This is a genomic window from Bacteroides sp. AM16-13, from assembly GCF_003602705.1.
GTDB lineage: Bacteria > Bacteroidota > Bacteroidia > Bacteroidales > Bacteroidaceae > Bacteroides > Bacteroides xylanisolvens.
In genome coordinates, this window is record NZ_QTLK01000023.1 from 15,494 (window position 1) to 40,556 (window position 25,063).

Annotated in this window: 19 protein-coding genes; 8 read left to right on the forward strand and 11 right to left on the reverse strand. The window is 43.5% G+C overall.

Features of this window, described 5'->3' with window-relative positions; all coding sequences use genetic code 11:
• Positions 1-78 precede the first annotated feature (78 nt).
• Genes accC through DW173_RS17555 form a run of 3 tightly spaced genes read left to right on the forward strand, consistent with a single transcriptional unit; the run spans position 79 to position 3,681 of the window.
• Positions 79-1,593, forward strand: a complete 1,515-nt coding sequence (accC, locus tag DW173_RS17545; protein WP_008026611.1) for an acetyl-CoA carboxylase biotin carboxylase subunit — start codon at positions 79-81, stop codon at positions 1,591-1,593.
• Between the two features lie 23 nt (positions 1,594-1,616).
• Positions 1,617-2,126, forward strand: coding sequence for an acetyl-CoA carboxylase biotin carboxyl carrier protein subunit (locus tag DW173_RS17550; protein WP_004316076.1), 510 nt, complete (start codon positions 1,617-1,619; stop codon positions 2,124-2,126).
• 19 nt (positions 2,127-2,145) lie between these two features.
• Complete coding sequence (locus DW173_RS17555) at positions 2,146-3,681, forward strand: acyl-CoA carboxylase subunit beta (RefSeq protein ID WP_120144885.1); 1,536 nt, start codon at positions 2,146-2,148, stop codon at positions 3,679-3,681.
• Positions 3,682-4,284: 603 nt separating this feature from the next.
• Here the strand turns inward: DW173_RS17555 and DW173_RS17560 are convergent.
• Positions 4,285-5,379: an N-acetylmuramoyl-L-alanine amidase gene (locus tag DW173_RS17560; protein WP_117684067.1), complete on the reverse strand. Its 1,095-nt coding sequence runs from the start codon at positions 5,377-5,379 to the stop codon at positions 4,285-4,287.
• 130 nt (positions 5,380-5,509) lie between these two features.
• Here DW173_RS17560 and DW173_RS17565 point away from each other — a divergent pair, with 130 nt between their 5' ends.
• Positions 5,510-6,790 carry an O-acetylhomoserine aminocarboxypropyltransferase/cysteine synthase family protein gene (locus tag DW173_RS17565; RefSeq protein WP_120070946.1) on the forward strand — a complete coding sequence of 427 codons (1,281 nt, stop codon included), beginning with the start codon at positions 5,510-5,512 and terminating at the stop codon, positions 6,788-6,790.
• Positions 6,791-6,931: 141 nt separating this feature from the next.
• On the opposite strand, the gene DW173_RS17570 is transcribed toward DW173_RS17565, so the two are convergent.
• From DW173_RS17570 to ppk1, 9 genes are all read right to left on the reverse strand, one after another.
• Positions 6,932-7,852: a hypothetical protein gene (locus DW173_RS17570; protein ID WP_118407742.1), complete on the reverse strand. Its 921-nt coding sequence runs from the start codon at positions 7,850-7,852 to the stop codon at positions 6,932-6,934.
• A gap of 341 nt (positions 7,853-8,193) precedes the next feature.
• Positions 8,194-8,736: a DUF4369 domain-containing protein gene (locus tag DW173_RS17575; protein ID WP_008026606.1), complete on the reverse strand. Its 543-nt coding sequence runs from the start codon at positions 8,734-8,736 to the stop codon at positions 8,194-8,196.
• 84 nt (positions 8,737-8,820) lie between these two features.
• Positions 8,821-9,687: a BT1926 family outer membrane beta-barrel protein gene (locus DW173_RS17580; protein WP_008026605.1), complete on the reverse strand. Its 867-nt coding sequence runs from the start codon at positions 9,685-9,687 to the stop codon at positions 8,821-8,823.
• A gap of 26 nt (positions 9,688-9,713) precedes the next feature.
• Positions 9,714-12,290 (reverse strand): hypothetical protein, encoded by a 2,577-nt coding sequence (locus tag DW173_RS17585; protein WP_120144886.1) that lies wholly within the window; start codon positions 12,288-12,290, stop codon positions 9,714-9,716.
• 403 nt (positions 12,291-12,693) lie between these two features.
• Positions 12,694-13,632: a tyrosine-type recombinase/integrase gene (locus DW173_RS17590; RefSeq protein ID WP_074708701.1), complete on the reverse strand. Its 939-nt coding sequence runs from the start codon at positions 13,630-13,632 to the stop codon at positions 12,694-12,696.
• Between the two features lie 115 nt (positions 13,633-13,747).
• On the reverse strand, positions 13,748-14,374 hold the full coding sequence (locus DW173_RS17595; protein ID WP_015531513.1) for an HU family DNA-binding protein: 627 nt from the start codon (positions 14,372-14,374) through the stop codon (positions 13,748-13,750).
• Between the two features lie 283 nt (positions 14,375-14,657).
• Positions 14,658-15,164 (reverse strand): Imm9 family immunity protein, encoded by a 507-nt coding sequence (gene imm9, locus DW173_RS17600; RefSeq protein ID WP_008026601.1) that lies wholly within the window; start codon positions 15,162-15,164, stop codon positions 14,658-14,660.
• A gap of 235 nt (positions 15,165-15,399) precedes the next feature.
• Complete coding sequence (locus DW173_RS17605) at positions 15,400-17,649, reverse strand: inorganic phosphate transporter (protein ID WP_120144887.1); 2,250 nt, start codon at positions 17,647-17,649, stop codon at positions 15,400-15,402.
• 391 nt (positions 17,650-18,040) lie between these two features.
• The gene (ppk1, locus tag DW173_RS17610; RefSeq protein ID WP_117809291.1) at positions 18,041-20,224 is read right to left on the reverse strand and encodes a polyphosphate kinase 1; all 2,184 of its coding nucleotides are present in this window, start codon (positions 20,222-20,224) and stop codon (positions 18,041-18,043) included.
• Between the two features lie 55 nt (positions 20,225-20,279).
• Here ppk1 and DW173_RS17615 point away from each other — a divergent pair, with 55 nt between their 5' ends.
• From DW173_RS17615 to rfbB, 3 genes are all read left to right on the forward strand, one after another.
• Entirely contained in the window at positions 20,280-20,774 is a 495-nt protein-coding gene (locus tag DW173_RS17615) for a metallophosphoesterase family protein (protein WP_009038686.1), read from the forward strand.
• 99 nt (positions 20,775-20,873) lie between these two features.
• Positions 20,874-21,743 carry a glucose-1-phosphate thymidylyltransferase RfbA gene (gene rfbA / locus DW173_RS17620; protein WP_008026599.1) on the forward strand — a complete coding sequence of 290 codons (870 nt, stop codon included), beginning with the start codon at positions 20,874-20,876 and terminating at the stop codon, positions 21,741-21,743.
• 22 nt (positions 21,744-21,765) lie between these two features.
• Positions 21,766-22,902 (forward strand): dTDP-glucose 4,6-dehydratase, encoded by a 1,137-nt coding sequence (gene rfbB / locus DW173_RS17625; protein WP_008026598.1) that lies wholly within the window; start codon positions 21,766-21,768, stop codon positions 22,900-22,902.
• A gap of 3 nt (positions 22,903-22,905) precedes the next feature.
• Here the strand turns inward: rfbB and DW173_RS17630 are convergent, their stop codons facing one another.
• Positions 22,906-23,799 carry a 1,4-dihydroxy-2-naphthoate polyprenyltransferase gene (locus DW173_RS17630; RefSeq protein WP_120144888.1) on the reverse strand — a complete coding sequence of 298 codons (894 nt, stop codon included), beginning with the start codon at positions 23,797-23,799 and terminating at the stop codon, positions 22,906-22,908.
• 160 nt (positions 23,800-23,959) lie between these two features.
• On the opposite strand from DW173_RS17630, the gene DW173_RS17635 reads away from it, so the two are divergent.
• A complete protein-coding gene (locus tag DW173_RS17635) occupies positions 23,960-25,039 on the forward strand; it encodes a metallophosphoesterase (RefSeq protein ID WP_120144911.1) in 1,080 nt (359 codons plus the stop codon).
• Positions 25,040-25,063: the final 24 nt, after the last annotated feature.

The following is a 25,063-nucleotide window of genomic DNA, read 5'->3' on the forward strand; positions in this document are numbered from 1 at the left end:
AAATACTGTTTTTCGTCGGGTGGAGTATGTCCATTAGACGGGAAGACATTAATAAGTATGTACTTAATTGAAAAAAGTATGATAAAAAAAATCTTAGTAGCCAATCGCGGTGAAATTGCCGTAAGGGTGATGCGTTCCTGCCGGGAAATGGAGATAACGAGTATCGCTATCTTCTCCGAAGCAGACCGGACCGCGAAGCACGTGCTTTATGCAGACGAAGCTTATTGCGTAGGGCCGGCAGCATCCAAAGAGAGTTATCTGAATATAGAAAAAATCATCGAAGTGGCAAAAGCAGCTCATGCAGACGCCATTCATCCGGGTTACGGCTTCTTGTCCGAGAATGCCACATTCGCCCGTCGATGTCAGGAAGAAGGAATCATCTTTATCGGACCCAATCCGGAAACAATGGAAGCTATGGGAGATAAAATTGCTGCCCGTATCAAAATGATTGAGGCGGGAGTACCCGTAGTTCCCGGCACACAAGACAACCTGAAAAGCGTAGAAGAAGCCGTAGAGCTTTGCAATAAAATTGGCTATCCGGTGATGCTGAAGGCCTCTATGGGCGGTGGTGGAAAGGGTATGCGCCTCATCCACAGTGCCGAAGAAGTGGAAGAAGCATATACCACTGCCAAGAGCGAATCATTGTCTTCCTTTGGCGATGACACGGTTTACCTGGAGAAGTTCGTTGAAGAGCCTCATCACATCGAGTTCCAGATTCTTGGAGACAAGCATGGAAATGTCATTCATCTGTGCGAACGCGAATGTTCCGTGCAACGCCGTAACCAGAAAATCGTGGAAGAGACTCCTTCGGTTTTCGTCACTCCCGAACTGCGAAAAGACATGGGTGAAAAAGCGGTAGCGGCAGCTAAAGCTGTGAACTACATCGGTGCGGGTACTATCGAATTCCTTGTTGATAAACACCGCAACTATTATTTCCTTGAGATGAACACCCGCTTGCAGGTGGAACATCCAATTACGGAAGAAGTGATCGGAGTAGATTTGGTGAAAGAGCAAATTAAAGTTGCCGACGGACAAGTGCTTCAACTGAAACAAGAGAATATCCAGCAACGCGGGCACGCTATCGAATGTCGTATCTGTGCCGAAGACACTGAAATGAATTTCATGCCAAGTCCGGGTATCATCAAACAGATTACAGAGCCGAACAGTATCGGTGTGCGTATTGACAGTTATGTATACGAAGGATATGAAATTCCGATCTACTATGACCCTATGATCGGTAAACTGATTGTATGGGCTACCAATCGCGAATATGCGATTGAGCGGATGCGTCGTGTTCTCCACGAATATAAATTGACCGGAGTGAAAAACAACATCAGTTATCTGCGTGCCATCATGGATACTCCTGATTTTGTAGAAGGTCATTATGACACAGGATTCATCGCCAAGAACAGCGAGTTTCTGCAACAACGGATTACGCGCACCAGCGAATATTCCGAAAATATTGCCCTGATCGCTGCTTATATAGACTATTTGATGAATCTCGAAGAGAACAACAGCGGTATGGCTGCCGACAACCGCCCCATCAGCAAGTGGAAAGAGTTCGGATTGCATAAGGGTGTGTTGAGAATCTAAATTTTAACAAAGAGAATTCAATTATGGAAATTCATATAGGAAACCGTGTGGCCGAAGTAGAACTGGTCAGCAAGGAAGATAACAAGGTAGTGCTCACCATTGATGGAAAAACGTTTGAAGCAGACGTAGTGATGGCAGAAAACGGTACTTGCAACATATTGATGGACGGACGCAGTTCGAACGCACAGCTGATTCGCCGTGATAACGGAAAAAGCTATAAAGTGAATACGCATTATAGCAGTTTCAATGTAGAAATAGTGGACAGCCAAGCAAAATATCTGCGTATGCGCAAGAAAGGGGAAGAAGAACAGAATGACTGTATCATTTCTCCGATGCCGGGCAAAGTAGTGAAAATACCTGTTGCAGTCGGCCAGGAAATGAAGGCGGGAGACACCGCTATCGTTATCGAAGCCATGAAGATGCAGAGTAACTACAAAGTGACTTCAGACTGCCGCATTAAAGAAATTCTGGTTCAGGAAGGTGATAACATTACCGGCGACCAGACATTAATAACATTAGAACCGATTGCATAATATAAGAACGGATTGCATTATGGAAGAAATGAATAAAGCATACGCCACGTTCGAAGAACGTGACCGCATCGCTTCTCTTGGTGGAGGCGTTGATAAAATAGAGAAGCAACACGAAAGCGGCAAAATGACTGCTCGCGAGCGTATTGACATGTTGCTCGATAAAGGTACTTTCGTTGAACTGGATAAGTTGATGGTTCACCGTTGTACGAACTATGGCATGGATAAAAACAAAATTCCGGGAGACGGTATCGTTTCAGGTTACGGAAAGGTAGACGGTCGCCAGGTATTTGTTTACGCTTATGACTTTACCGTATATGGCGGCTCACTGTCTGCTTCCAATGCCAAAAAGATTGTGAAAGTACAACAACTTGCGTTGAAGAACGGTGCCCCGATTATCGCTCTGAATGATTCGGGTGGCGCACGTATTCAGGAAGGTATCGAAAGCCTTTCCGGTTATGCGGATATTTTCTATCAGAACACAATGGCCAGCGGTGTGATTCCACAGATTTCGGCCATCCTGGGTCCTTGTGCCGGAGGCGCTTGCTACTCTCCTGCCCTTACCGATTTCATCTTTATGGTGAAAGAAAAAAGTCACATGTTCGTGACTGGTCCGGATGTAGTAAAAACCGTGATTCATGAAGAAGTAAGCAAAGAAGAGCTGGGTGGCGCAATGACACATAGCAGCAAGAGCGGTGTGACGCATTTTATGTGCAACTCCGAAGAAGAACTGTTGATGAGTATCCGCGAACTGTTGTCTTTCTTACCGCAGAATAATATGGATGAAGCCAGGAAACAACCTTGCGCCGACGAAACCAACCGCGAAGACGCTTTTCTGGATACAATCGTTCCGGCAGATCCGAACGTACCGTATGATATGAAAGACATTATCGAACGCGTGATAGACAACGGTTATTTCTTCGAAGTCATGCCGAACTTTGCAAAGAATATCATCATCGGCTTTGCCCGCATGGCAGGTCGTTCGGTAGGTATCGTAGCCAATCAGCCGGCTTATCTTGCCGGCGTTCTTGACATCGACGCCAGCGACAAAGCAAGTCGTTTTATCCGTTTTTGCGACTGTTTCAATATTCCGTTGATTACATTCGAAGATGTTCCGGGATTCCTTCCGGGATATACGCAGGAAAACAACGGTATCATCCGTCACGGCGCAAAAATAGTTTATGCGTTCGCAGAAGCTACTGTTCCCAAACTGACTGTTATTACCCGCAAAGCTTACGGCGGCGCTTATATCGTAATGAACTCCAAGCAAACCGGAGCTGACGTGAACTTCGCTTACCCCAGCGCAGAAATCGCTGTGATGGGTGCAGACGGTGCCATCAATATCCTGTTCCGCAAAGCTGACGAAGCAACAAAGGCTAAGGAACTGGAAGCCTACAAAGAAAAGTTTGCTACTCCGTATCAGGCTGCCGAACTGGGATATATTGACGAAATCATTTATCCGAGACAGACTCGCAAACGTCTGATTCAGGCACTAGAAATGACGGAAAACAAGATGCAGACAAATCCGCCCAAGAAGCACGGTAATATGCCTTTATAACAACTAGATAAGGTGTGCATAAAGCACCCTCCCATCAAGACGGGCTTACATAGATTCTACGATATACTTTAGAATCTTTGTAAGCCCTCTTTTTATGAGTAAGTCTTTTTATATACATAAAAAACGGCACCTCGATTCACATCGCAGCACCGTCACAACACAAACACAAAATAAAACACGACAAAACTACTATGCAATCTTCCTGTCATGCCGGGGAGGCATACCTTGCTTGACTTATCTATATTCGCATACACACAAGAAGCTTTATCAGGCGATTTGCACAATAAATAACATACACTTCCGGATTTTGTTCATTGAATTGAGAAGATTTTATATCATAAAATGAGAAGAAAATGAAATAACGTGCTCTTAACGAATTCAAGAGAAACGAAAAAAAACGGCACCCCGATTCACATCGCAGCACCGTCACAACACAAACACAAAATAAAACACGACAAAACTACTATGCAATCTTCCTGTTATGCCGGGGAGGCATATTCACTAGCCTATATATATTCGCATACCTACAAGTAGCCATCAGGCGATTTGCATATATAAAACATTCAGATTTTTATTTTGTTCACGAAAGGAGAAGCAAAAATGTTATTTCTTCTCCTTGTAATCTTTCAGGAAGCCTTCCATCAGCCATTTTGCGAGTGCCTGACGATTGGAATTTATCACCAACCGACGCTGATCGAACGTATTCTGGATATTGCCCAACTCCACAAAAACGGAAGCGGGAGTGGTATGGGAAAGCACGTATAAGTTACGCCCGCTCACTGTGCCGGAAAAACCCCGATTAGGCTGATGCTTATCATATTTTGACTCAAACGTATCTTTCATATTATTCGCCAGTCGTTTGCTGTCTCCTTTTTTATTCGAATAATAGAAAAATACATCCGTTTGTTTTCCCTTACTACGGCTATCGATATGAATAAAAATCGCCCTGCAATAAGAGTGATTCTTACGATCTTTCCGGTAAAGGGCGTTTATTTTATCACAACGTTGCTGAAGGCGTTGCACTTGATTTAAAGGAATTGCATCCCCCATACAAGTCTCACGTTTACTGTTCGACAAATACGAATCATCCCGAATACCATCTTTGGCATCTTGAATGATGATATGCACTTCGGCTCCTTCCTGCATCAGGTTACGTGCCAGACGGAGTGCAATATCATAAGCGTATTCATCTTCATGCAGTTCGTATCTACCCACTTTTCCAATAGCTCCCGGATCGGGACCTCCGTGTCCGCTGACCACATAGAAACAAGCACCGGCAAGACGGTTGGAAGTGACTTTCACATTAGCCAGTTGCTTTCCAAACAGAGGTTCGTTGATGGTGGTTCCTATTTTTGTCGATTTAGCTTTTGAAGATGCTTGCTTTGTCCCGGCGCCTTCGGAAGTTGTGTTCTTGGCACCCGTGTTTTTGGCAGGAGTAGTCTTGGCAGAAGTAGTTGTCGATTTCTTTACCGGAGGAATAACATAAGTCACGCCTACTTTAAGCACATTATTCTTTCCCAGCTTCTGCTTATTCAACTCTATAAAATCGTCGTAATACTTCTTCGGAGAACGGTTGTGCCTCAACAGAAAAGAAGAGATGCCCTCACCCGCCTTCGGAGTTGCCTTCTGCTGCGCCCAAAGAGTTGTGCCCGAAAAAAGAAAAGCTAAGAATAAAAGAATATAGAGTTTATTTTTCATAACTACATTAACTATCTCCTTCGCAAGAGTTATCATTTCACTCATAAACAGGGCAAAAATACAATTATTTTCCCTACTTTTGCAGCATTAAAACATTTTTTGAAATAAAACATTAAAACCCGATAACATTATGACAAAACAATTCAAACCGGAAACCCTGTGTGTACAGGCTGGATGGACGCCTAAAAAAGGCGAACCACGCGTATTGCCCATCTATCAAAGTACAACTTTCAAATACGATACCAGCGAGCAAATGGCCCGCCTGTTCGATTTGGAAGACAGTGGTTACTTTTATACCCGCCTGCAAAATCCAACGAATGACGCTGTTGCCGCCAAAATCGCCGCTCTTGAAGGTGGTGTAGCCGCTATGCTGACTTCCAGCGGTCAGGCAGCCAACTTCTATGCCATTTTTAATATCTGCCAGGCAGGAGATCACTTCGTTTGTTCCTCCGCTATTTATGGAGGTACGTTCAACCTGTTCGGAGTGACAATGAAGAAACTAGGCATCGATGTGACTTTCGTAAATCCGGATGCCAGCGAAGAAGAAATTTCTGCAGCTTTCAAACCGAACACAAAGGCTTTGTTTGGCGAAACAATTTCCAATCCTTCTCTGGAAGTGTTGGATATTGAAAAGTTCGCACGTATCGCACACAGTCACGGGGTCCCCTTGATTGTTGACAACACCTTCCCTACTCCTATCAACTGTCGCCCGTTTGAATGGGGAGCTGACATCGTAGTTCATTCTACTACCAAATATATGGACGGACACGCTACAAGCGTAGGTGGCTGTATCGTAGATAGCGGTAATTTTGACTGGGATGCTCACGCAGAAAAATTCCCGGGACTTTGTACGCCGGACGAGTCTTACCACGGGCTAACTTACACGAAAGCATTCGGCAAAGGTGCCTACATCACCAAAGCAACTGCGCAACTGATGCGTGACCTCGGCAGCATCCAAAGCCCGCAAAACTCTTTCTTATTAAATCTGGGACTTGAGACACTGCACTTACGTATGCCTCAACACTGCCGTAACGCACAGAAAGTGGCTGAATATCTTTCTAAAAATGAGAAAGTAGCTTGGGTAAACTATTGTGGTCTGCCGGACAACAAATATTACAGCCTGGCACAGAAATATATGCCGAACGGTTCTTGCGGAGTTATCTCCTTCGGTCTGAAAGGCGGACGTGATGTGTCTATCAAGTTTATGGATTCACTGGAATTCATCGCTATCGTTACTCACGTAGCCGATGCACGTAGTTGCGTGCTCCATCCGGCAAGCCATACTCACCGCCAGTTGACGGATGAGCAACTGATGGAAGCCGGTGTACGTCCGGACCTGATCCGCCTATCGGTAGGTATCGAAAATGCGGATGATATCATTGCTGATATCGAACAGGCTTTGAACGCATAACAATACCGTAAAGGTATCAAATACTAAGTAAGAGAAGGCACGGGAAATCTTTCATTCCCGTGCCTTTTTATTTGCCACAAAAAGAAAATTAATTTCGAAGAGAATCATTTCAAATGTGAACCGATAAATCCTTCCAGATGATTATAAATCCTCGGCAGACAAACTGGGAATCACTGTATCCACCCAATATACAACTGTTCTATCCGCCGGCAAAACTCCTTCCAGATAAGGTGAATCGGATACCTCCTCCAACCATGCCGTAGTAATCGGTCCTCTTTCTCTTGTAGAACTTTGAGTTCCTAAATACGGACTAAAATTAAAAAACGTGTGTTGTTGCTCTACATTATTTTTATCTATATATGTAAAGACAAAAGCCTTTTTCTGTTTTCCACCCAATGAAGCCCACTCTATCTGGTATGTTCCTTCAACAAGAATTTGCTCATCCTCTGTCTTATAAATGAATTTCCCTCCTGTTCCTTCTTCAGATAAATGATATACATCATCCGGCCGCAAAATACAGATATCTCCTTTATTTATAAAAGAATAAGGAGCCATTGCCACATTTACTTTTTCCTGCAACTCGCTTTCCGAATCCAATGACAACATATCTTCACTGGGTCTGGAAACCTGAAATTCAGGTTGGTCGACGCACATAAATGTCAATACGCCATAAGAAACAGTCACAGGCAGGGTGACATAATTACCATCCTTATCAGTAACGGTAACCGTTACTTTCCCTTTTTTACCATGCGAACTAAGCCATAATCGGTTGTCGATGACTGTTGCTGTCACAATTGTTTCATCGGAGCTTTGTGCAGAGTAGCCACCTTTTCCATTGGCTATCCCGATATTCTCCGCTTCCCATCCGTTAAGATACAAGACTGTAGAAGAAACAGTGTTTGTACAAGTTCCTGTTTCGTCAACCAGTTCGGAACCACTAAATAAGATAATCTCTGCATCATCTTGACAGGCTGATACACAAAAAGCCATAACAGAAAGAAGAAAGAAGCCCAATAAAGTTTTTGTTTTCATATTTTCAGTGGTATGGTTAAATCCCGGCATATGCCATTGTTTTGCAAAGATATAAAGTATTTGTAAAAAACACTATCTTTGTATGAAAAGTTACCAATAGTACAGATCCACTAGATTCTTCCATACAGTGTAAGTTATATGAAATATACAACAGAAGGTCATTGAAAAAGGACGTTCCCGGGGGAAAAAGGGAATGGGAAATACGGGAACGTCCTCAAAACATAACAATACAGAAATATGGACTTTCACAAGGGCGCATTTCTGTCTCTCTTATGCAACATTCCCTTCTATAAAAATATGGAGGAAATATCTGGAGAGGATATTATTATGTGGGAAATTTAGTTTATAGTCTTAAAAGCAATCTGATTGCATCAAAGTGATGAACGATAGGCAGTCCGAATATATTCTCCTACTGCATTGTCATCATTGATTTCTATGTATTTTTTCAATAAATCCGCAAATCCGGATTTTATCTGTTCCGTTTGCTTGTTCTCACAGGCTGTAGAATATTCATCAACAGCCATGAGAAAATCCTGCATTCGTTCATTCAGCATTGTTCCTCCTGTGCAAACCACATCGGAAATATAGGCTTGGATACTACCATTTTCTATGACAACAGGGAGGCGGTATTCCAGTCCCGATTTGTTGGCACGAATAGAAAGCACTTTTACTACGGGCGACACAATAGTCACCGTATCGGAAAAATCAAACTTTCCGTGGATTATTTCTGCACTATCTACCGGCTGCCCGCTCGAAACATCTTTCATATAAACCATTTTTCCTTCGAATTCGGGCAAAGGTGCACTGCCGTTAATCTCGTAACCTTTTATCTGATGCCCGGTGCAAGCCACTATCAGACATATTCCCGGAAGAAAAGATAAAAGTTTCACATATCTGTTCATTAAGCTCTTCATTCTTCTTTAAAAAAGAAAAGCCGTCCGCACTATCAGCTGAACGGCTTTCTCTTTTCATTCATACATTTGTATAATCATTCATCCTTAGAATCTGAATCCCAGTTTCACCACAGGCATTTCAAATATTTTGATATTGTGGTGACTGGCGTTATATTTATCAAATCCTTTCGGGCAAATCTGTATCAAGTCATAGCGGTAAGCCAGAGGGTGCATTTCGAAACCGAAAACAAAACCTTTGGCAATGCTATACTCAATACCTGCCACGGCAGCTACTTTGAAACCGTACATCTGACCGGCTTTACTTCCGGAAACATAGACCTGTGACGGAAGTTCTTCCGAGTCGTCACTATCCTTGTAGGTGTCTCCGGTGTATGGTTCGGTCGTTTCAATGCGTGCCATCTGGAAGCCGAGTGCGCCTCCGAGATATGGATGAATACGTTCGTTGCGAGTCTTGAAATAGTAGTTGGAACCGACAGATACATACCAGTTGTTGGTCATCTGCGCATTGATATAACTTTGCGCAGGGATAATCATGTCAGGTACACTGTTGTCTCCTTCTACATAGTCTTTCTTAGGAGTGAGGCTGACGTTCATGCTGAACTGGAAATTTACATCCCAATTGTCAGACACAAAATACTTACCTTCAATTCCGGCTATATTGACCAGACTATTATTATTCAGACTCCCGATGTTCAGATAGCGGTTCAGATCGCCGGAGTTATCCTTCCCTCCATTGGGAAGTCCGACTACTCCTCCGTCATTGGAGAACTTGGGAAGCAGATAAGAAGTGTTCTCGTTAAAGAACTTTCCGCTACCAAGCAGGACTGAAACCTGCCACTGTCCTTTTTTCGGGGCAAACGACGCATCATCACTGCTGCTGTAACGCTGCGCCATTGAAGGCGCAGCTGTCATACAGGTCAGCAAAAGTAATGTGCATAGTTTTTTTATCATCTTGTTACTTTTACGTAGTTAGGGAATTATTTCAAGAAGATAGCAAGAAGTGCTTTCAATTGAGCGCTTGCAGCATCATAGTCTGCCTTGGCAGCATCATATTCAGCCTGTTTTACTTTGATCTTTTCCTGGATACTTGCCAATGATTCAGTAATATAATCTGTATCAGTATAAGTACCTGCCGCTAATTTCTCTATATTTCTCTTAGCTTTAGCAACATCGGCCTTAGCGGCAGTGACATTTGCCAAAGCAATCATATGTTCTTGCTTAACCAAATTCTTGATAGCTTCCAAAGAACCTAAATCACCATTAGTAAAGTTATTATTCAAATAAACAGTGATTTCCGTTTCAATCTTACCTTTGATAATTTCATTACTGCCGTATTCTTTTTGTACTGTTGCAATATTATCATTTACTTCTTTAAAGACTTTATCATAAGCAGCCTGGGCTTCGTCGTTAGCTTTCTTAGCTTTATCTACAGCATCCGCCAAAGCAGTATTTGCTTTATCTTGAGCAGCCTGTTCTACAGCTTTTTGAGCAGTAAATACTTCTTTCAAAGCTTTGTAAGTTTCTACCTGATCAATTATAGCTTGTAGACTAGCCGTTTCTGCTGTTGCCCAAATCATCTTACCAAGAGAACCATAATTACCATTCTTCAAGGCGTCTACATGATTACCACCAGCCGCAGCTATTACTTCGTCCTTAGATACTGGCAATCTTCTTGGATTATTAGCTGAATTGAAATTATCGCTAAATACAGCAGAAGAAGCAGATTTCCACTTTTCCAATGGAGTCTTTACATTAGAATCTTGCTCTACCTCCATTAATTTTCCAATATTTGCAGTAGATATTTCATTTGCAGTAGTAATGTCACCATCATTTCCCCAAACAATAATACCTAAGTCTATTCCAACAACCTTTTTAAAGTTATTAGCGTCTGCTATCAGCCAAGCAGAGATTTTTTTCGTCTCACTTCCTTTTGTCGCAGTTGCCTTAGTAACTTGTGCTTCTTTAGCCAATGCATCCTTATAGTATGCAACTAAAGCCGTAGCTACAGCATCAATATTAGCTTCTTTTTTTCTATCTTCCGGTTTAAGTCCATTATATTTCTTTATTGCAGCATTAGCGGCTACCTCTGATTTCTCCAATTCTATTTTCAGACTTTCATCATAAGCTGCCATTGCATCTTCCCATGCTTTATAATCTTTAGCATAGTTCTCTTCAGCTTCTTTTTGTGCTGCAAGAGCTGTAGCCAATTGTGGTTTGCCCCATTCTATATTTTCCAAATCAACACCTTTAGTAGCCTTATCAATCAGCTTAACCCAACCATCAATCTGACTTTGTGCTTCAGTAATTTGTATACTTTTAGCATAGGCAAAAGTACCAGTAGAAGAATTATAACCAGCAACAGTTGTTCCACTAGGTATTACATCATTCAATCCTTTCTTTACACTTTCAGCCTCTACTTTCTTAGAATAAGCTGCAGCTGTTTTAGCTTTGTTCTTGTTAGAGTTCTGGTTATTTTTAGCAGTCTCCAACTTATTGCTAGTAGCATCCAAGTCAGATATCAGTTTAGGATTAGCAACTTCCAACTTGCCTTTTTCAATATTATACTGTTGTTCCTTGACCTTTGCAGCAGCAATTTCTTCTTCCAGCTTCTTGACTTCTGCTTCCCAATCTGCAACAGTAGTATACTCATTATCCAAGATAGCTTTCAAGTTATCAGCATACTTCTGCGTCATTTCTAAAGCAAATTCTGCATTTTTCAATGCATTATCCAAAACCGCTTCTAAATTATTATCAGCTACTATATCAGAATAGTTAGCTAATTGCTCCTGAAGTTTTTTCAAGCTACCGGCTTTATAGCCATCCGCAGACTGGGTAGGATCTTCAGTAATAAGATAAACATAATACTTAGTCGTAGAAGAATTAGTCTCCGTGCTTTCATCCGGATTTGTAGTAGTAGTGGAATTCGCAACTTCCGATGACAGAATTCTTTTGATAACAGTTGTTGAATATCCATACATTGCCTTGTCCATTGCTTGTTTTGCATAGGCAACTTGCGCTTGTACACCATTCAAACGAGCTTGTTCTTCATCTGTCAACAAAACCTTGGAAGCTTCAATCTGTTCCATAGCTTGTTTGTAAGCTTCCTGTGCTTTAGCAGTGGCAGTTTCGGCAAGAAGCATTTTTTCCTTATACTGCTCAACAATCAATGCCTTTTCATTTTCCCACTTAGTTTTGTCAGCTTCCGCTTTTGCAATGGCAGCTTCCGCTTCTGCTTTTGCTTGTGCAGTAGCAGCTTCTTCCTTTTCAATCAGGAGTTGCTTCAACTGAATATCCAGTTCATGCAACTGCAAATCAATTTCTGCAGATTTATTCTGAAGTGCCAAACCTGCATTAACTAATTCTTGCTCTGCAACCTGTGCTTTTCTCAATTCAGCCTCTACAAGCTCAACTGCAGCTTGAGCTTTGATAAAATCAGACTTTGCTCCCCTAAGTTCTGCAATGCCTTCCGGTTCATCGGTATCAATACATCCCGTGAATGTCGCCGTCGTACCTGCCATGAGCAAGGTTGCGACTAAATACGTCCATTTTCTCATAAAAGTAAATTAAATGTTATACAATTAATAAATAAAAAATTTGTTTGTACTAATTCATGATTTATTTCGCTTCACTCCCCCTCTTCCCGTTACTTTGTAGGTAACGGGAAAAACCTTGTGCCTGCTCTTTTAGAGTAGTCTATACTAGAAAATAATACGATATATGACGAATCTTCTTACCCCTGCTTATGAGAAAAAGTAGAGGGGCGGGAAATCTATTGCAAAATTTAGACGTTAACAAAGCTCTAAGACAAAGAATCCACGTGTTCTTCTGTGTTTATTCCTATTTTGAGTAGTTTATTAGAAAAAATGTACGATTTTGTTTGGATGTTTTAAGAAATATGCTCATATTTGCAGCGTCTTTTCTTCCCGTTACCTACAAAGTAACAGTACTATTAATCAATCACTTGCCACAAACATAGCTCCTCTTCAGCGAAGATAGAATCGTCACATTCGCTTCATCTATTTTCTTATTCTTAAAAGGTTTTAGATAAGTCTCTGTGACGATAATAGATGAATGTCCCATCGCCTCTGAAATAATGCCTGGATGTATCTCGCAATAATATGCCATTGTAGCCCAAGTATGCCGAGCCGTATATGAGCTTAAATCAGAAGTCAATGCAAGTACTTGTTTCAGCAACAGAAGCTGATAGTTAAAATTACGCAAAGCTATCTGATATTCCCTGTAGGTAGCTTCGGTACTCTCTCCGCCAGTCAGTATGGGAAAAAGATAAGGAGAAGCAGAATCGGTGTTCATATACTTTTTTATTAGTTTCATAGTTTCCGGCAGAAGCGTCACAGTTAGAAGCCGCCCGGTTTTTCTACGACGATAAGTAAGCACATTCCCCACCATATCCTGCTTTTTAAGATAGGCAAGATCTACAAACGGCATACCACGAAGCATGAACATTAAGAAAAAGTACGCGCGCGTACGTTGTAATACCTCCCTTCCCTGATGAATTTGTTTGGGAAGCTCTTTCATCAATCGTTCCATATCCTCCTTTTCCAGTGCACGCTTTCTGTCAGCACGCGTTCCTGTATAAACATACCGGAAATGATGCGGTATATAAGATGCCATACGACGGTCAACCGCGCGGTTGTACACCGCCCTCAATGTACGCATATAGGTTGAAACCGTGTTCCAACTACAATCCTTTTCCCGCAAATACGTTTCAAAACTTTTAAGAAACTCCTGATTCACTTTCTTGAATGACAGATTCCTGCTCCCGTTAAATGCAATGATAGCATTCATGCTACTCCTGTAAACATGAGCAGTTCCATAATTCCCACTTTTTCGAAGCCCTTCAGCTACTTCCTTCATAAATGAAATCAAATTCCCCATTTTTATTAATTTTAGTTATCACTCAAGCACGTCCCTGAAGAAAAGCGCCCTCACCGCAATTCCCCCAATGCTCTTAATTCAAAATCTCAAAGTATCATCATACAAATATGATGAATTATGTTTTCTTTATATACACCCGATGTGTTCCTCTGCCATCAATCCCGATACCGGAACCAGGCGTATACGCCCATTGGCGCAATTCATTGGTAGCCGCTGTGCGCAGCAGACCTGTCAGCTTCCGGTATTCGTAGACTGTCAAAAAAGGATGTTCCTCCAAATATCTAACAGCCAATGCAAGCCGTTGCTCCGGAGTATACTTCTGTGAAGAACGTTGCGACTTCCACGGGGCTCTTTCCAGCAGACATCTTCCATTGATACGCCTTATCATCTTCCTGTCTACACGAAAGTTCACGTTTCCCACCACAATGCTTCGTGCGTTACGATGGGTTTCGCCTTCTCCGGCCTTTTCACGCTCTTTATCTTTGCATAACGCCAACGAAGGAGAGAATGTTCCAATGCCATCCAGCTTCACAGACTTGCCTTCTGCCATCTGATGTGCCATCTCAATACCTATTTGTGTAATTACGCCTTCCACATCTCCGACATTAAAACCACTGCTGGATGCTATCTGACGTATCAGCTCCTCGGTAGAAACCTGATCCATCATTGCAAACCGCGGATAAAGTACTTGTTCGCCCGTTCCATGAATATCGGGCATTTCTTCCATTACATACATTGCCATAGTACTAAAGTTTATTTGAAATATTGATTACTAATAGAAAACATCCTAGCTATAGGTAGAAAACTTGTTCTCCCCTAGAAGAAAAGTTCTTTTTCCCTTAGGGCAAACTAAAACCGCAAGTTCTGGTTTTATAACTGAAACTTCTGATTACATAATCAAAAGTTCCGGTTTTATAATCAGAACTTGCGGTTATAGTTTTCTTCCCAACAAAGATACGTTTTCCTGCCGGGATAAGCAAGTTTAATCCCTATGAAAAGGAAGTTTGATTACGATTCAGTTACTATCACCGTTTCTTTACTTTATATCCTTTCAAGGTAAAACCTACTTCAAACAAATTCAAAAGGGCTATCCGGATGTTATCTTCAATATAGGTTCCCATAGTATCATATTTCGCAAAGTAGACGGGAAGCAGCCTGTTATTCCTCCTATAGCTTTCATCCGGTGTTTTACCGGTAAAACGTTCTTTCTTCTTCACTCCCCAACGAACGGTTTTACTGCAAGGGAGAGGTATACCGATCGTCAACACTTTTTCTTTTGTTGTCGTATCGGTGATTCCATGTTTCCGGATACTAATATGGCTGGCTCCCAAATAAGTGCCGATATAAAGGACAACGGTCAGCGTCCAATCGTCCAAAGCCTCATCGGTTTGAATACCATTTACCAAATCAGAGAAATAGTTCTCAACCATTTCTTTGTCAAAACTGTTTAGTTCGGGCCATTCACATTTCTCAAACAACTGATGCACATTGACAGGAACCAGTAAAGTAGTTATTTCTAATTGATATTTCATTCATTTCATTTTTACACCATTGCATTTTAAATCGTCTCAAATATCTTACCGACTATAAATATACAATTTTATCAAATCAAATGCTAAAGAACAGAGCTTTTTTATCCAACCACTTTCTAAAAAGAAAAGACTGTTTGACATGCCCTCACTTATATAAATAGGGTTTATCAAACAGTCCTTTTCTTTCGAGTTATCATTCGTTTTTTCCAGTGAAGAACGTTATCGTTTCCAGCCTTTACGGCATTTCAGTCTCCACTTGGAATTTACGGCTTACTTTCATTAAGTTGATGGTGTAAGTGACTACGTTCTGTGCTTCCTGAACCATCGTGAGATATACCATGCTAACCCGGATGCTTCCTGATTGGCTTTGGATACGTTGCAGTTCCTTACGTTTCAATAGCGAAAGCTGTCCGTTGAGGTCGTTGGCACGACGGATTTCTTCTTCCAGATTGTTGTACTCGTTGTTTTCCATTTTCTTACGGCATTGCTGAATCAGATATGTAATATCTTCGGCAACATCGCTGAATTCACCTTTCTGAATGGCATCCAATGGGTTGAAGTTGTTGTCGGTATGTTCCAGGCAAGGTTCGCAGAGACGAGAAATACTGTAAACCAGTTCGCTGGCAAAGTCGTTGCCTTGATAGTAATAAAGTCCCTTTTCGAGTACGGTGTTGTTGTCGAGGCGGCACATGGCTACGGTGCCGGAACGTTTCATCTGTTTGATGAGCTGTTTTTCAAATTTTGTGGAACCCATAGCACGACGCAGTCCTCGAAGATTTTCGTGGAGGAAAGAAGTGACGGTCAGTTCGAAGTTGGTTTCTGCATATTCCAGCACTTTGGAAAGTTCTTCGCGGGTGTGCTTACGCATCAGTTGCAGGGCTTCTGTGCTGTCTGTGGCTTGCATAAGTTGCTTCAGAGTTTCGTTACCTTGTTCTTTCGCTTTGCGTTTTTTGTACATCACTTGGCTACGGATCAGAATGAATACAGCTATACCGATGAGTGCGATGATAGAGATATTTCCTCCATAATGAAGTACGAGGGCTACGAAGAAACAGATGGTGAAGGCAGCTCCGGCAGTGATGAACCAGCCACCGATGACGCTTAATACGCCGGTAATACGATAAACGGCAGAATCACGTCCCCAGGCACGGTCGGCCAAGGAGGTACCCATAGCTACCATGAAGGTTACGTAGGTGGTAGAAAGAGGAAGTTTCAGGGAAGTTCCCAAGGCGATGAGCAGACCCGCTAATACTAGGTTGACAGAAGCGCGGACAAGGTCGAAAGCTGCTCCGTCGGCAATGATAGCTTCGTCTTTGCGGAAGCGGGAGTCAAACCATTCTTTGCTGCCACTTGGCATAATGCGGGAGATTCCGTTGGCAAGTGTCATACTGATGCGAACTACTGTACGGGCAATCGGGGTACTTCCGAATGTTTCTTCTCCTTCATCTTGACGGGAAAGGTCGACGGATGTTTTAATTACGGCATGTGCCTTTTTAGAAGTACAGAGGGCGTAGACCATAACGGCTCCGGCTCCGATAAGGAAATACCACGGGGTTTTGGCGGGCCCCAGCAGGGAGGTCATCAGGAATCCGTTCGGATTTCCTCCTCCGTTGGCGGTATAGTCCATAAAAGAGGAGAAGCCTGCGAGGGGAACACCGATGAAGTTGACAAGATCGTTGCCGGCAAAAGCGAGGGCGAGGGCGAAGGTGCCCATCAATACAATGACTTTGAAAACGTTAATTTTCATCCAGTGAAGGATTTGCATCAGTACGGTGAAGAACACGAAGAAGACGGCGATTAACATCAATGTGTTGTCTTGTATCCAGTGTTTGTTTTCGGGGGTCATGAAGGAGCTGTCTTTCAGTCCTTTGATAAGCATGAAATAGATGATGGCGGTAGCGGCTACACCTCCGAAGAGGGCAATGCTGTATTTCATCTTTTTCGTATAGTTGAAGGTGAATATCACACGGGCCAGCCATTGTACGATCATTCCGAAGAAGAAGGCGATGGCGACGGATACGAAAATGGCCATGATGACGGAAAGGGCTTTGTCGGTGTTTATGAGGTCGCCCAAACCGAGGGTATCGCTATTATGTACTTTGATAAGTGAGAGGGCGAAGGTTCCTCCGAGTAGTTCAAAGACTAATGAAACGGTAGTGGAGGTGGGCATACCCATGGAGTTGAATACGTCCAGCAGTACTACGTCGGTCAGCATGACGGCTAACAGGATGCACATGATTTCGGCAAAGTAGAAGTGCTCGGGCTGGTAGATGCCGTGCCGGGCTATGTCCATCATGCCATTGGATAGGGAGGCGCCAATAAATATGCCGACGCCGGCTATGAAAAGGATGGTTTTAAACGAAGCGGCTTTGGCACCTACCGCGGAGTTTAAGAAGTTGACTGCGTCATTGCTGACTCCGACTATCAAATCGAAGACGGCAAGGACGAAGAGGAAGATGATAATGCATAAATAAATAGTCTCCATAAATAATATGTGTATGTTGTTTCCAGTTGCAAAGGACGGGATTTGACGTTGCAGGGAGGTGTCATACATGTTACAATTGTATTACAATCATCTTTCTTTTGTCTTGAAACAAAAGAAAGAAGCAAAGAAAAATTCAAGGCTGACTTTTTTCTCCTACTCGCTTCCTTCACTTCGCTAAAGGGCAGAAACTCGCTACGCTCAAACAGTCTGCCCTTCTTGACGCTACGTTACGGGCGCTCGCTTGACGGAGAAAAAAGTAGGCCGGGAAACCATGCGGGGTGCAGGTCATTGTGATCGTATGTACGATGGGGGGGGCTGGGGTATGGTTGTAATGATGTGTTTTGCAATGATGTGTTTTCCGCAGCATAGTTGCTGCGGAAAGGATTTGATGTTAGCTGTTAGTTTTGTTTAGCCAGTCGTAGAAGGTGTATTGGGCTCGGACGGCAGGGGTGCCGGGTGTTCTTTTTTTGAATATGTTTTGCAGCTTATCATCTACCCAGCAGGCTTTTTGGTTGTCGGCGAGTTGGATGTCGAGCATTTCGATCAGGTTGTCACGCAGGTCGGGGGCAAGAACGGGGGTGATGGCTTCGATGCGGCGGTAGAGGTTACGGCGCATCCAGTCGGGAGAGCCCATGAATACTTTGGGGGTGCCGTCGTTGCCGAAGTACCAGATGCGGGCGTGTTCGAGGAAACTGTCTACAATACGGGTGACACGGATGTTACGACTGTATGACTGTCCGGGGATGAGGCAACAGATACCACGGACGATAAGGTCGATTTGTACACCGTGTTCGGAGGCTTCGTAGAGGCGGTCTATCATGGTAGGGTCTTGGAGGGCGTTCATTTTTAGGATGATGCGTCCTTGCTTGCCTTCGTCTGCAAGGGATATTTCGCGGTCGATCAGGCGGTTCAATTCGGGAATGAGGTTGAAACGGGCTACCAAAAGGGTGGTGAACTTCGGGTCTTCTTTTCCTTGCAGGGTACGGAAGAGGTTATAGAGGTCGGCCACTATTTCTTTGCGACAGGTGAAAAGACCGCAATCGGCGTAAAGGGTGGCGGTTTTTTCGTTAAAGTTGCCGGTGCTGATGTAGGCGTAGCTGGGGATTTTCTCACCGTTTAATCCGCGACGACGGATCAAGGCTACTTTGGCGTGCACTTTCAAACCAGGGATGCTGTAGATTATCTTGATACCGGCGGCTTGCATCATTTCGGCGGTGGCAAGGTTGTTTTCTTCATCAAAGCGGGCTTTCAGTTCCACAAATACGGTGACTTTCTTGCCGTTTTGGGCGGCGGCTATCAGGGTGTTGATGACGGCGGAGTTTTCCGCTACGCGGTATTGAGTTACCATGATTTCACGGGTTTCCGGGTTGTGCACGGCTTCATACAGGAAGTGGATAAAGTGCTCGAAAGAGTGATAAGGGTAATATAATAATAGGTCCTTTTTGGCGACGTAATTGAAAATGGATTCTTTCTCATCGAGGACGGTCAGCTTCATCGGCTTCGGTTTTTCGAGGCTATGAAGGGATTTGTTCGGGTTGGGAAGATGACGCAGGTCTTCGAGGTTCAAATGCTTATCACCGGGGACAAGTTCGTCACGCTGAATACGGAAGGCATCCACAAGGAAGTCCAGGAATTCAGAAGGCATAGCACGGTCGTAGACGAAACGGCAGACGTCACCGATCTTGCGTTTCTTCACTTTCTTCTTAAGTTGGGCGACGAGGTCGGCACTGCTGGCGGTGTCGTCAATCAATATATCAGCATCACGGGAAATTTTGATGCAGTAACTGGAGTCGACATCGTAGCCGGGGAAGATCAGGTTGAGGTTTGCCTTGATGATGTCTTCGGTAAACATCAAATAATGATTTTTCTCGCGAGACGGAAGTTCGATGAAGCGGGGCACTTTGGCGTAGGGTTGTTTCATCACAAAGTAAAGGGGTTGTCGGAGGTCTGTTACATTTGGCCTTGCTGCTTCCATGCCTACTTTTATACCTTCTCCGTCATTTCTTTCATTTATGCACTCTCCGGTATATTTTTCTATATTTTCTTTAGGTTCTTCTCCTTTGTTTTTTTCTTCTTTCTTCGGATAGACTCGTATTGCCAGGTAAAGGCGGTTATCCCGCAGGAAGGAGACAATTTTATCTTTGGATACAGGCACAGGTTGCAGGTAGGGAAAGATTTCCTCCCGGAAAAAGTCTTTGATAAACTGTTGGTGGAACGGTTCTACATGGTTGTCCTGATAAAAGATGATATGATTTTTGCGCAGGGCAGGCAGTATTTTTTGTTCATAGATGCGTACACGGTCATCCAGCTGGCGGGTGACTTCTTTATTTATTTCCTCTACCAGTTCGCGGGCTGACTGTACGGTTTCTTCATCGCTTTCCGTAGCGCCGGAAGCAACAGCTTTATGGTCGGCTACACGGATTTTGTAAAACTCTTCGAGGTTGGAAGAGTAGATAGAGATGAAGTTGATACGTTCGTAAAGCGGCAGACGCTCGTCCAGAGCCTCCAACAATACGCGGTAATTGAATGAGAGCCAACTTATATCTCGCTTGAAATAATTATATTTGCTTTCCATGTGCTTTAAGATTTTTCCAAATATAGTATCTTTGTGGGATTAAACAAAGAATTTTATGACAAGAATTGGATTATTATCTGATACTCACGCTTACTGGGATGAGAAATATCTGGAATATTTTGAACCGTGCGACGAAATCTGGCACGCCGGAGACATCGGTTCGCTGGAAGTAGCGGAAAAGTTAGCCGCATTCCGTCCATTCCGGGCGGTGTACGGAAACATTGACGGACAGGAAATCAGAAAACTGTATCCTCAAATAAATCGTTTCACGGTGGATGGTGCGGAAGTACTGATAAAACATATCGGCGGTTATCCGGGAAAGTACGATCCTTCCATCATCGGTAGTCTGATGACGCGACCGCCCAAGCTTTTTATCAGCGGACATTCGCATATATTAAAGGTGAAGTATGATAAAACGCTGGATATGTTACATATCAATCCGGGAGCTGCAGGTATGTCTGGTTTCCATAAGGTGCGGACTTTGGTGCGTTTTGTTATCAATCAAGGGGCGTTTCAGGACTTGGAAGTTATCGAACTGGCGGACAAATAAAATAAATGTCCCCGCCTGACTGAAAAATTATTTTAAAATTTTGCCACGTCGGAATTCTTTCCGACCTTTGCACACTGTTAATGAATAACTCAGACGAACATGAAAGGAATTATTCTGGCCGGTGGTAGTGCCACCCGACTTTATCCGCTTTCCAAAGCGATTTCCAAACAAATCATGCCTGTGTATGACAAGCCGATGATTTACTATCCATTGTCGACACTGATGTTGGCAGGAATACGCGAAGTGTTGATTATTTCGACTCCACGTGACTTGCCTATGTTCCGGGATTTGCTGGGAACGGGTGAGGAGCTGGGTATGTCTTTCTCCTACAAAATACAGGAACAACCTAACGGACTGGCACAGGCTTTCGTATTGGGAGCCGATTTCCTGAACGGTGAACCGGGCTGTCTGATTCTTGGGGATAATATGTTTTACGGACAAGGCTTTTCTGCCATGCTCCGCCGGGCTGCCAATATAGAAAAAGGCGCCTGCATCTTCGGCTACTATGTAAAAGACCCGCGCGCTTATGGTGTAGTGGAATTTAACGAACAAGGGAAAGTTATTTCACTGGAAGAAAAACCGGAAATGCCGAAAAGTAATTATGCCGTTCCCGGACTCTATTTCTATGATGCCAGTGTGACGGAAAAAGCAGCAGCTCTTCGTCCTTCAGCACGTGGAGAATATGAGATTACAGACCTGAATCGCCTGTACCTGGAAGAAGGCACATTGAAAGTGGAACTCTTCGGCCGCGGATTTGCATGGCTGGATACGGGTAACTGCGACAGTCTGCTGGAAGCATCCAACTTCGTGGCTACTATTCAGAACCGGCAAGGTTTCTACGTCAGCTGTATTGAAGAAATCGCCTGGCGTCAGGGATGGATTCCGACGGAGCAATTGCTTCTGTTAGGTCAACAACTCGAAAAGACCGAGTACGGAAAGTATCTTATCGAATTGGCAAAACAATCCTAAAATCAACATAATAGAATAAAATATGAAAACTTATCTAGTGACCGGTGCCGCAGGATTTATCGGGGCAAATTACATCAAATACATCTTGGCCAAACATAACGACATCAAAGTCGTGATATTGGATGCTTTGACGTATGCAGGTAACTTAGGAACGATTGCCAAAGACATCGACAACGAACGCTGCGTCTTTATCAAAGGAGACATTTGCAGCCGTGATGTGGTAGACGGTCTTTTTGCTGAGTATCGTTTTGATTATGTGGTGAATTTCGCTGCCGAAAGTCACGTTGACCGCAGCATTGAAAATCCGCAACTGTTTCTGATTACCAACATTCTCGGAACACAGAACTTATTGGATTGTGCACGCCGCGCATGGGTAATGGGAAAAGATGAACAAGGATATCCTACCTGGAGAAAAGGTGTACGCTATCATCAGGTATCCACCGACGAAGTGTATGGTTCACTGGGAGCCGAAGGGTATTTCACAGAAACAACTCCGCTTTGTCCTCACAGCCCGTACAGTGCCTCTAAGACTAGCGCAGACATGGTAGTGATGGCTTACCATGATACTTATAAAATGCCGGTAACAATTACCCGCTGCTCAAACAACTATGGTCCGTACCATTTCCCGGAGAAATTGATTCCGTTGATTATCAAGAATATCCTCGAAGGAAAACATCTCCCCGTCTACGGTGACGGCAGTAATGTACGCGACTGGCTTTATGTAGAAGATCACTGCAAAGCGATTGATCTCGTTGTACGTGAAGGTAAAGACGGAGAAGTGTACAACGTTGGCGGACATAACGAAAAGACAAACCTCGAAATCGTAAAACTGACTATTTCAACTATCCACCGTCTGATGGCAGAGAATCCCGAATATCGCCAGGTTCTCAAAAAGAAGGTGAAAGACGAAAACGGAAATATTTCGATCGACTGGATCAATGAAGATCTGATTACGTTCGTTAAAGACCGTCTGGGGCATGACCAACGTTACGCCATCGATCCTACAAAGATTACAAATGCTTTAGGATGGTATCCTGAAACAAAATTCGAAGTCGGTATCGTAAAGACAATCGAATGGTACTTGGCCAACCAGGCTTGGGTGGAAGAAGTTACTAGCGGAGATTATCAGGGTTACTACGAAAAGATGTATGGGAAATGATTTTCAACTTACCAACATTCCTATTGCAATAAGAACACCCATAAACAGCATATTACGCGAAGTCTCGCCTAATATGCTGTTTAATTTTTTACCACTATATATTTTCACCATCCGTTTCCAGGTGAGGAAATGAGGAATCAAATAGAGTTGCGGAAGAAGAGCGGCTAAAAAATGACCTTCACGAAGGAAACACAGACAGAGAAGAGAAGCTGTAACACCCAGCATCAAATAAAAATAACGGCCGAACTTCTCACCGAAACGAACGATCACTGTTCTTTTTCCACTGCGCGCATCCGCTTCCCGGTCACGGTAGTTATTGACTACCAGTAGCGTATCAATCAATAGTCCACTAATCAGAGAGGCGATAGTGACATCCGGCGTCCATGTTAGCGCTTGCACGTAATATGTTCCGCCAACAGGCACAAATCCAAAGAAGACAATCACCAGTACATCTCCCCAGCCGTTGTAAGAAAGAGGATAAGGGCCGGTGGTATAAAGAAAAGCGAATAATACACAAAGCACTCCTACGACAATCAGTTCCCATCCGGCAAAGAAAAGTAATGTGCAACCGATGAGACAGGCAAGAGCAACCGTAATAATAATCCCGGTTTTCATCGCTTGCGGAGAAATCCATCCCTGTGCACAAGCACGTTCGGGTCCCAGGCGATCTTCCCGATCTGTCCCTTTGAGGAAGTCGAAAAGGTCATTGATGAAATTAGCGGCAATTTGCATCAGACTTGCGAACAGACAGCAGATCAGTGCCGGCAACCAGTGAAAATGCCCGTCCATCGCAGCGAGAGCTGTACCTATCAGAACAGGGGTAACGGCTCCTGTAAGAGTTTTGGGACGTGCAGCTAATATCCATGCTTGTAGCGAGTTACGCTTTACTTCTTCCATACTTTAATATATTATAAAGAGTTTTGACGGACAAAGATACATGATTTTTCGTATCTTTGCACCCCAGAAAACTTCAAACTAAGAGAAGATGAAGAAAATAAATGCTCCTGTGATGGAGAAAATAAATACCCTATTGATGAAAAGAATAAATACCCCATTGATGAAGAAAACGATTTATCCACTGACGAAGAAAACAATCTACCCTGTTATCCTGTTGGCATTGCTTTTGCTTGTTTCCTGCAAGTCGAAAAAGAATATGGTGGCTAGCTTGCCACGCCCTGTCTTACATACTGATTCCATTTATCCGGATACGACTAACGCCATTGCCGGACTGTTCGCTCCCGACCACTCGAAACTCAAAGCACTGGCTGTTTCTAAAAACAAAAAGCAACATACAAAGAAAAAGGAGACTGATACCGACGCGTACGAATCCGACCGGATGCTCCGTGGAACCCAAATAACCTCTTCCAGCGTAGATGTGTCATCTGTTTATACAGGAGTGGATCGTGTAGTAAAATACGACTTCACCCACCGCGATGTCCCTGAAGCTTTTGAAGGTTTCCGCATCGCTTTTATTTCCGATTTACATTACAAAAGCCTGCTGAAAGAGAAAGGATTGAACGATCTTGTCCGTCTATTGATTGCCCAAAAAGCAGATGTTCTTTTGATGGGTGGTGATTATCAGGAAGGTTGCGAATATGTAGAACCTTTGTTTTCCGCACTGGCACGTGTAAAGACACCAATGGGAACCTATGGAGTGATGGGTAATAATGATTACGAACGTTGCCACGACGAAATTGTGAACACTATGAAACATTACGGAATGCGTCCGTTAGAACACGAAGTGGACACGCTGCGTAAAGACGGCCAGCAGATTATTATCGCCGGAGTGCGCAATCCTTTCGATCTGGGGCGCAACGGAGTATCACCCACTTTGGCACTCTCTCCCAAAGATTTTGTCATCTTACTAGTTCATACGCCGGATTACATAGAAGATGTTTCAGTAGCCAATACAGACCTCGCTCTCGCAGGACATACACACGGCGGACAAGTCCGTGTATTCGGAGTCGCCCCGGCACTGAACTCACACTACGGCAATCGTTTTATCACCGGACTGGCATATAATACAGCAAAAATACCTTTGATTATAACAAACGGAATAGGAACTTCAAAGTTACCGATCCGTGTCGGTGCTCCGGCAGAAATCATCGTCATAACTCTTCATCGATTGACGGAGTAAGGTATCGTAACTTGGTACAATAAC

Coding starts and splice junctions, on each gene's coding strand:
- accC (WP_008026611.1), top strand. CDS start 79: ATGATAAAAAAAATCTTAGTAGCCAATCGCGGTGAAATTGCCGTAAGG.
- DW173_RS17550 (WP_004316076.1), top strand. CDS start 1,617: ATGGAAATTCATATAGGAAACCGTGTGGCCGAAGTAGAACTGGTCAGC.
- DW173_RS17555 (WP_120144885.1), top strand. CDS start 2,146: ATGGAAGAAATGAATAAAGCATACGCCACGTTCGAAGAACGTGACCGC.
- DW173_RS17560 (WP_117684067.1), bottom strand. CDS start 5,379: ATGAAAAATAAACTCTATATTCTTTTATTCTTAGCTTTTCTTTTTTCG.
- DW173_RS17565 (WP_120070946.1), top strand. CDS start 5,510: ATGACAAAACAATTCAAACCGGAAACCCTGTGTGTACAGGCTGGATGG.
- DW173_RS17570 (WP_118407742.1), bottom strand. CDS start 7,852: ATGCCGGGATTTAACCATACCACTGAAAATATGAAAACAAAAACTTTA.
- DW173_RS17575 (WP_008026606.1), bottom strand. CDS start 8,736: ATGAAGAGCTTAATGAACAGATATGTGAAACTTTTATCTTTTCTTCCG.
- DW173_RS17580 (WP_008026605.1), bottom strand. CDS start 9,687: ATGATAAAAAAACTATGCACATTACTTTTGCTGACCTGTATGACAGCT.
- DW173_RS17585 (WP_120144886.1), bottom strand. CDS start 12,290: ATGAGAAAATGGACGTATTTAGTCGCAACCTTGCTCATGGCAGGTACG.
- DW173_RS17590 (WP_074708701.1), bottom strand. CDS start 13,632: ATGGGGAATTTGATTTCATTTATGAAGGAAGTAGCTGAAGGGCTTCGA.
- DW173_RS17595 (WP_015531513.1), bottom strand. CDS start 14,374: ATGGCAATGTATGTAATGGAAGAAATGCCCGATATTCATGGAACGGGC.
- imm9 (WP_008026601.1), bottom strand. CDS start 15,164: ATGAAATATCAATTAGAAATAACTACTTTACTGGTTCCTGTCAATGTG.
- DW173_RS17605 (WP_120144887.1), bottom strand. CDS start 17,649: ATGGAGACTATTTATTTATGCATTATCATCTTCCTCTTCGTCCTTGCC.
- ppk1 (WP_117809291.1), bottom strand. CDS start 20,224: ATGGAAAGCAAATATAATTATTTCAAGCGAGATATAAGTTGGCTCTCA.
- DW173_RS17615 (WP_009038686.1), top strand. CDS start 20,280: ATGACAAGAATTGGATTATTATCTGATACTCACGCTTACTGGGATGAG.
- rfbA (WP_008026599.1), top strand. CDS start 20,874: ATGAAAGGAATTATTCTGGCCGGTGGTAGTGCCACCCGACTTTATCCG.
- rfbB (WP_008026598.1), top strand. CDS start 21,766: ATGAAAACTTATCTAGTGACCGGTGCCGCAGGATTTATCGGGGCAAAT.
- DW173_RS17630 (WP_120144888.1), bottom strand. CDS start 23,799: ATGGAAGAAGTAAAGCGTAACTCGCTACAAGCATGGATATTAGCTGCA.
- DW173_RS17635 (WP_120144911.1), top strand. CDS start 23,960: ATGAAGAAAACGATTTATCCACTGACGAAGAAAACAATCTACCCTGTT.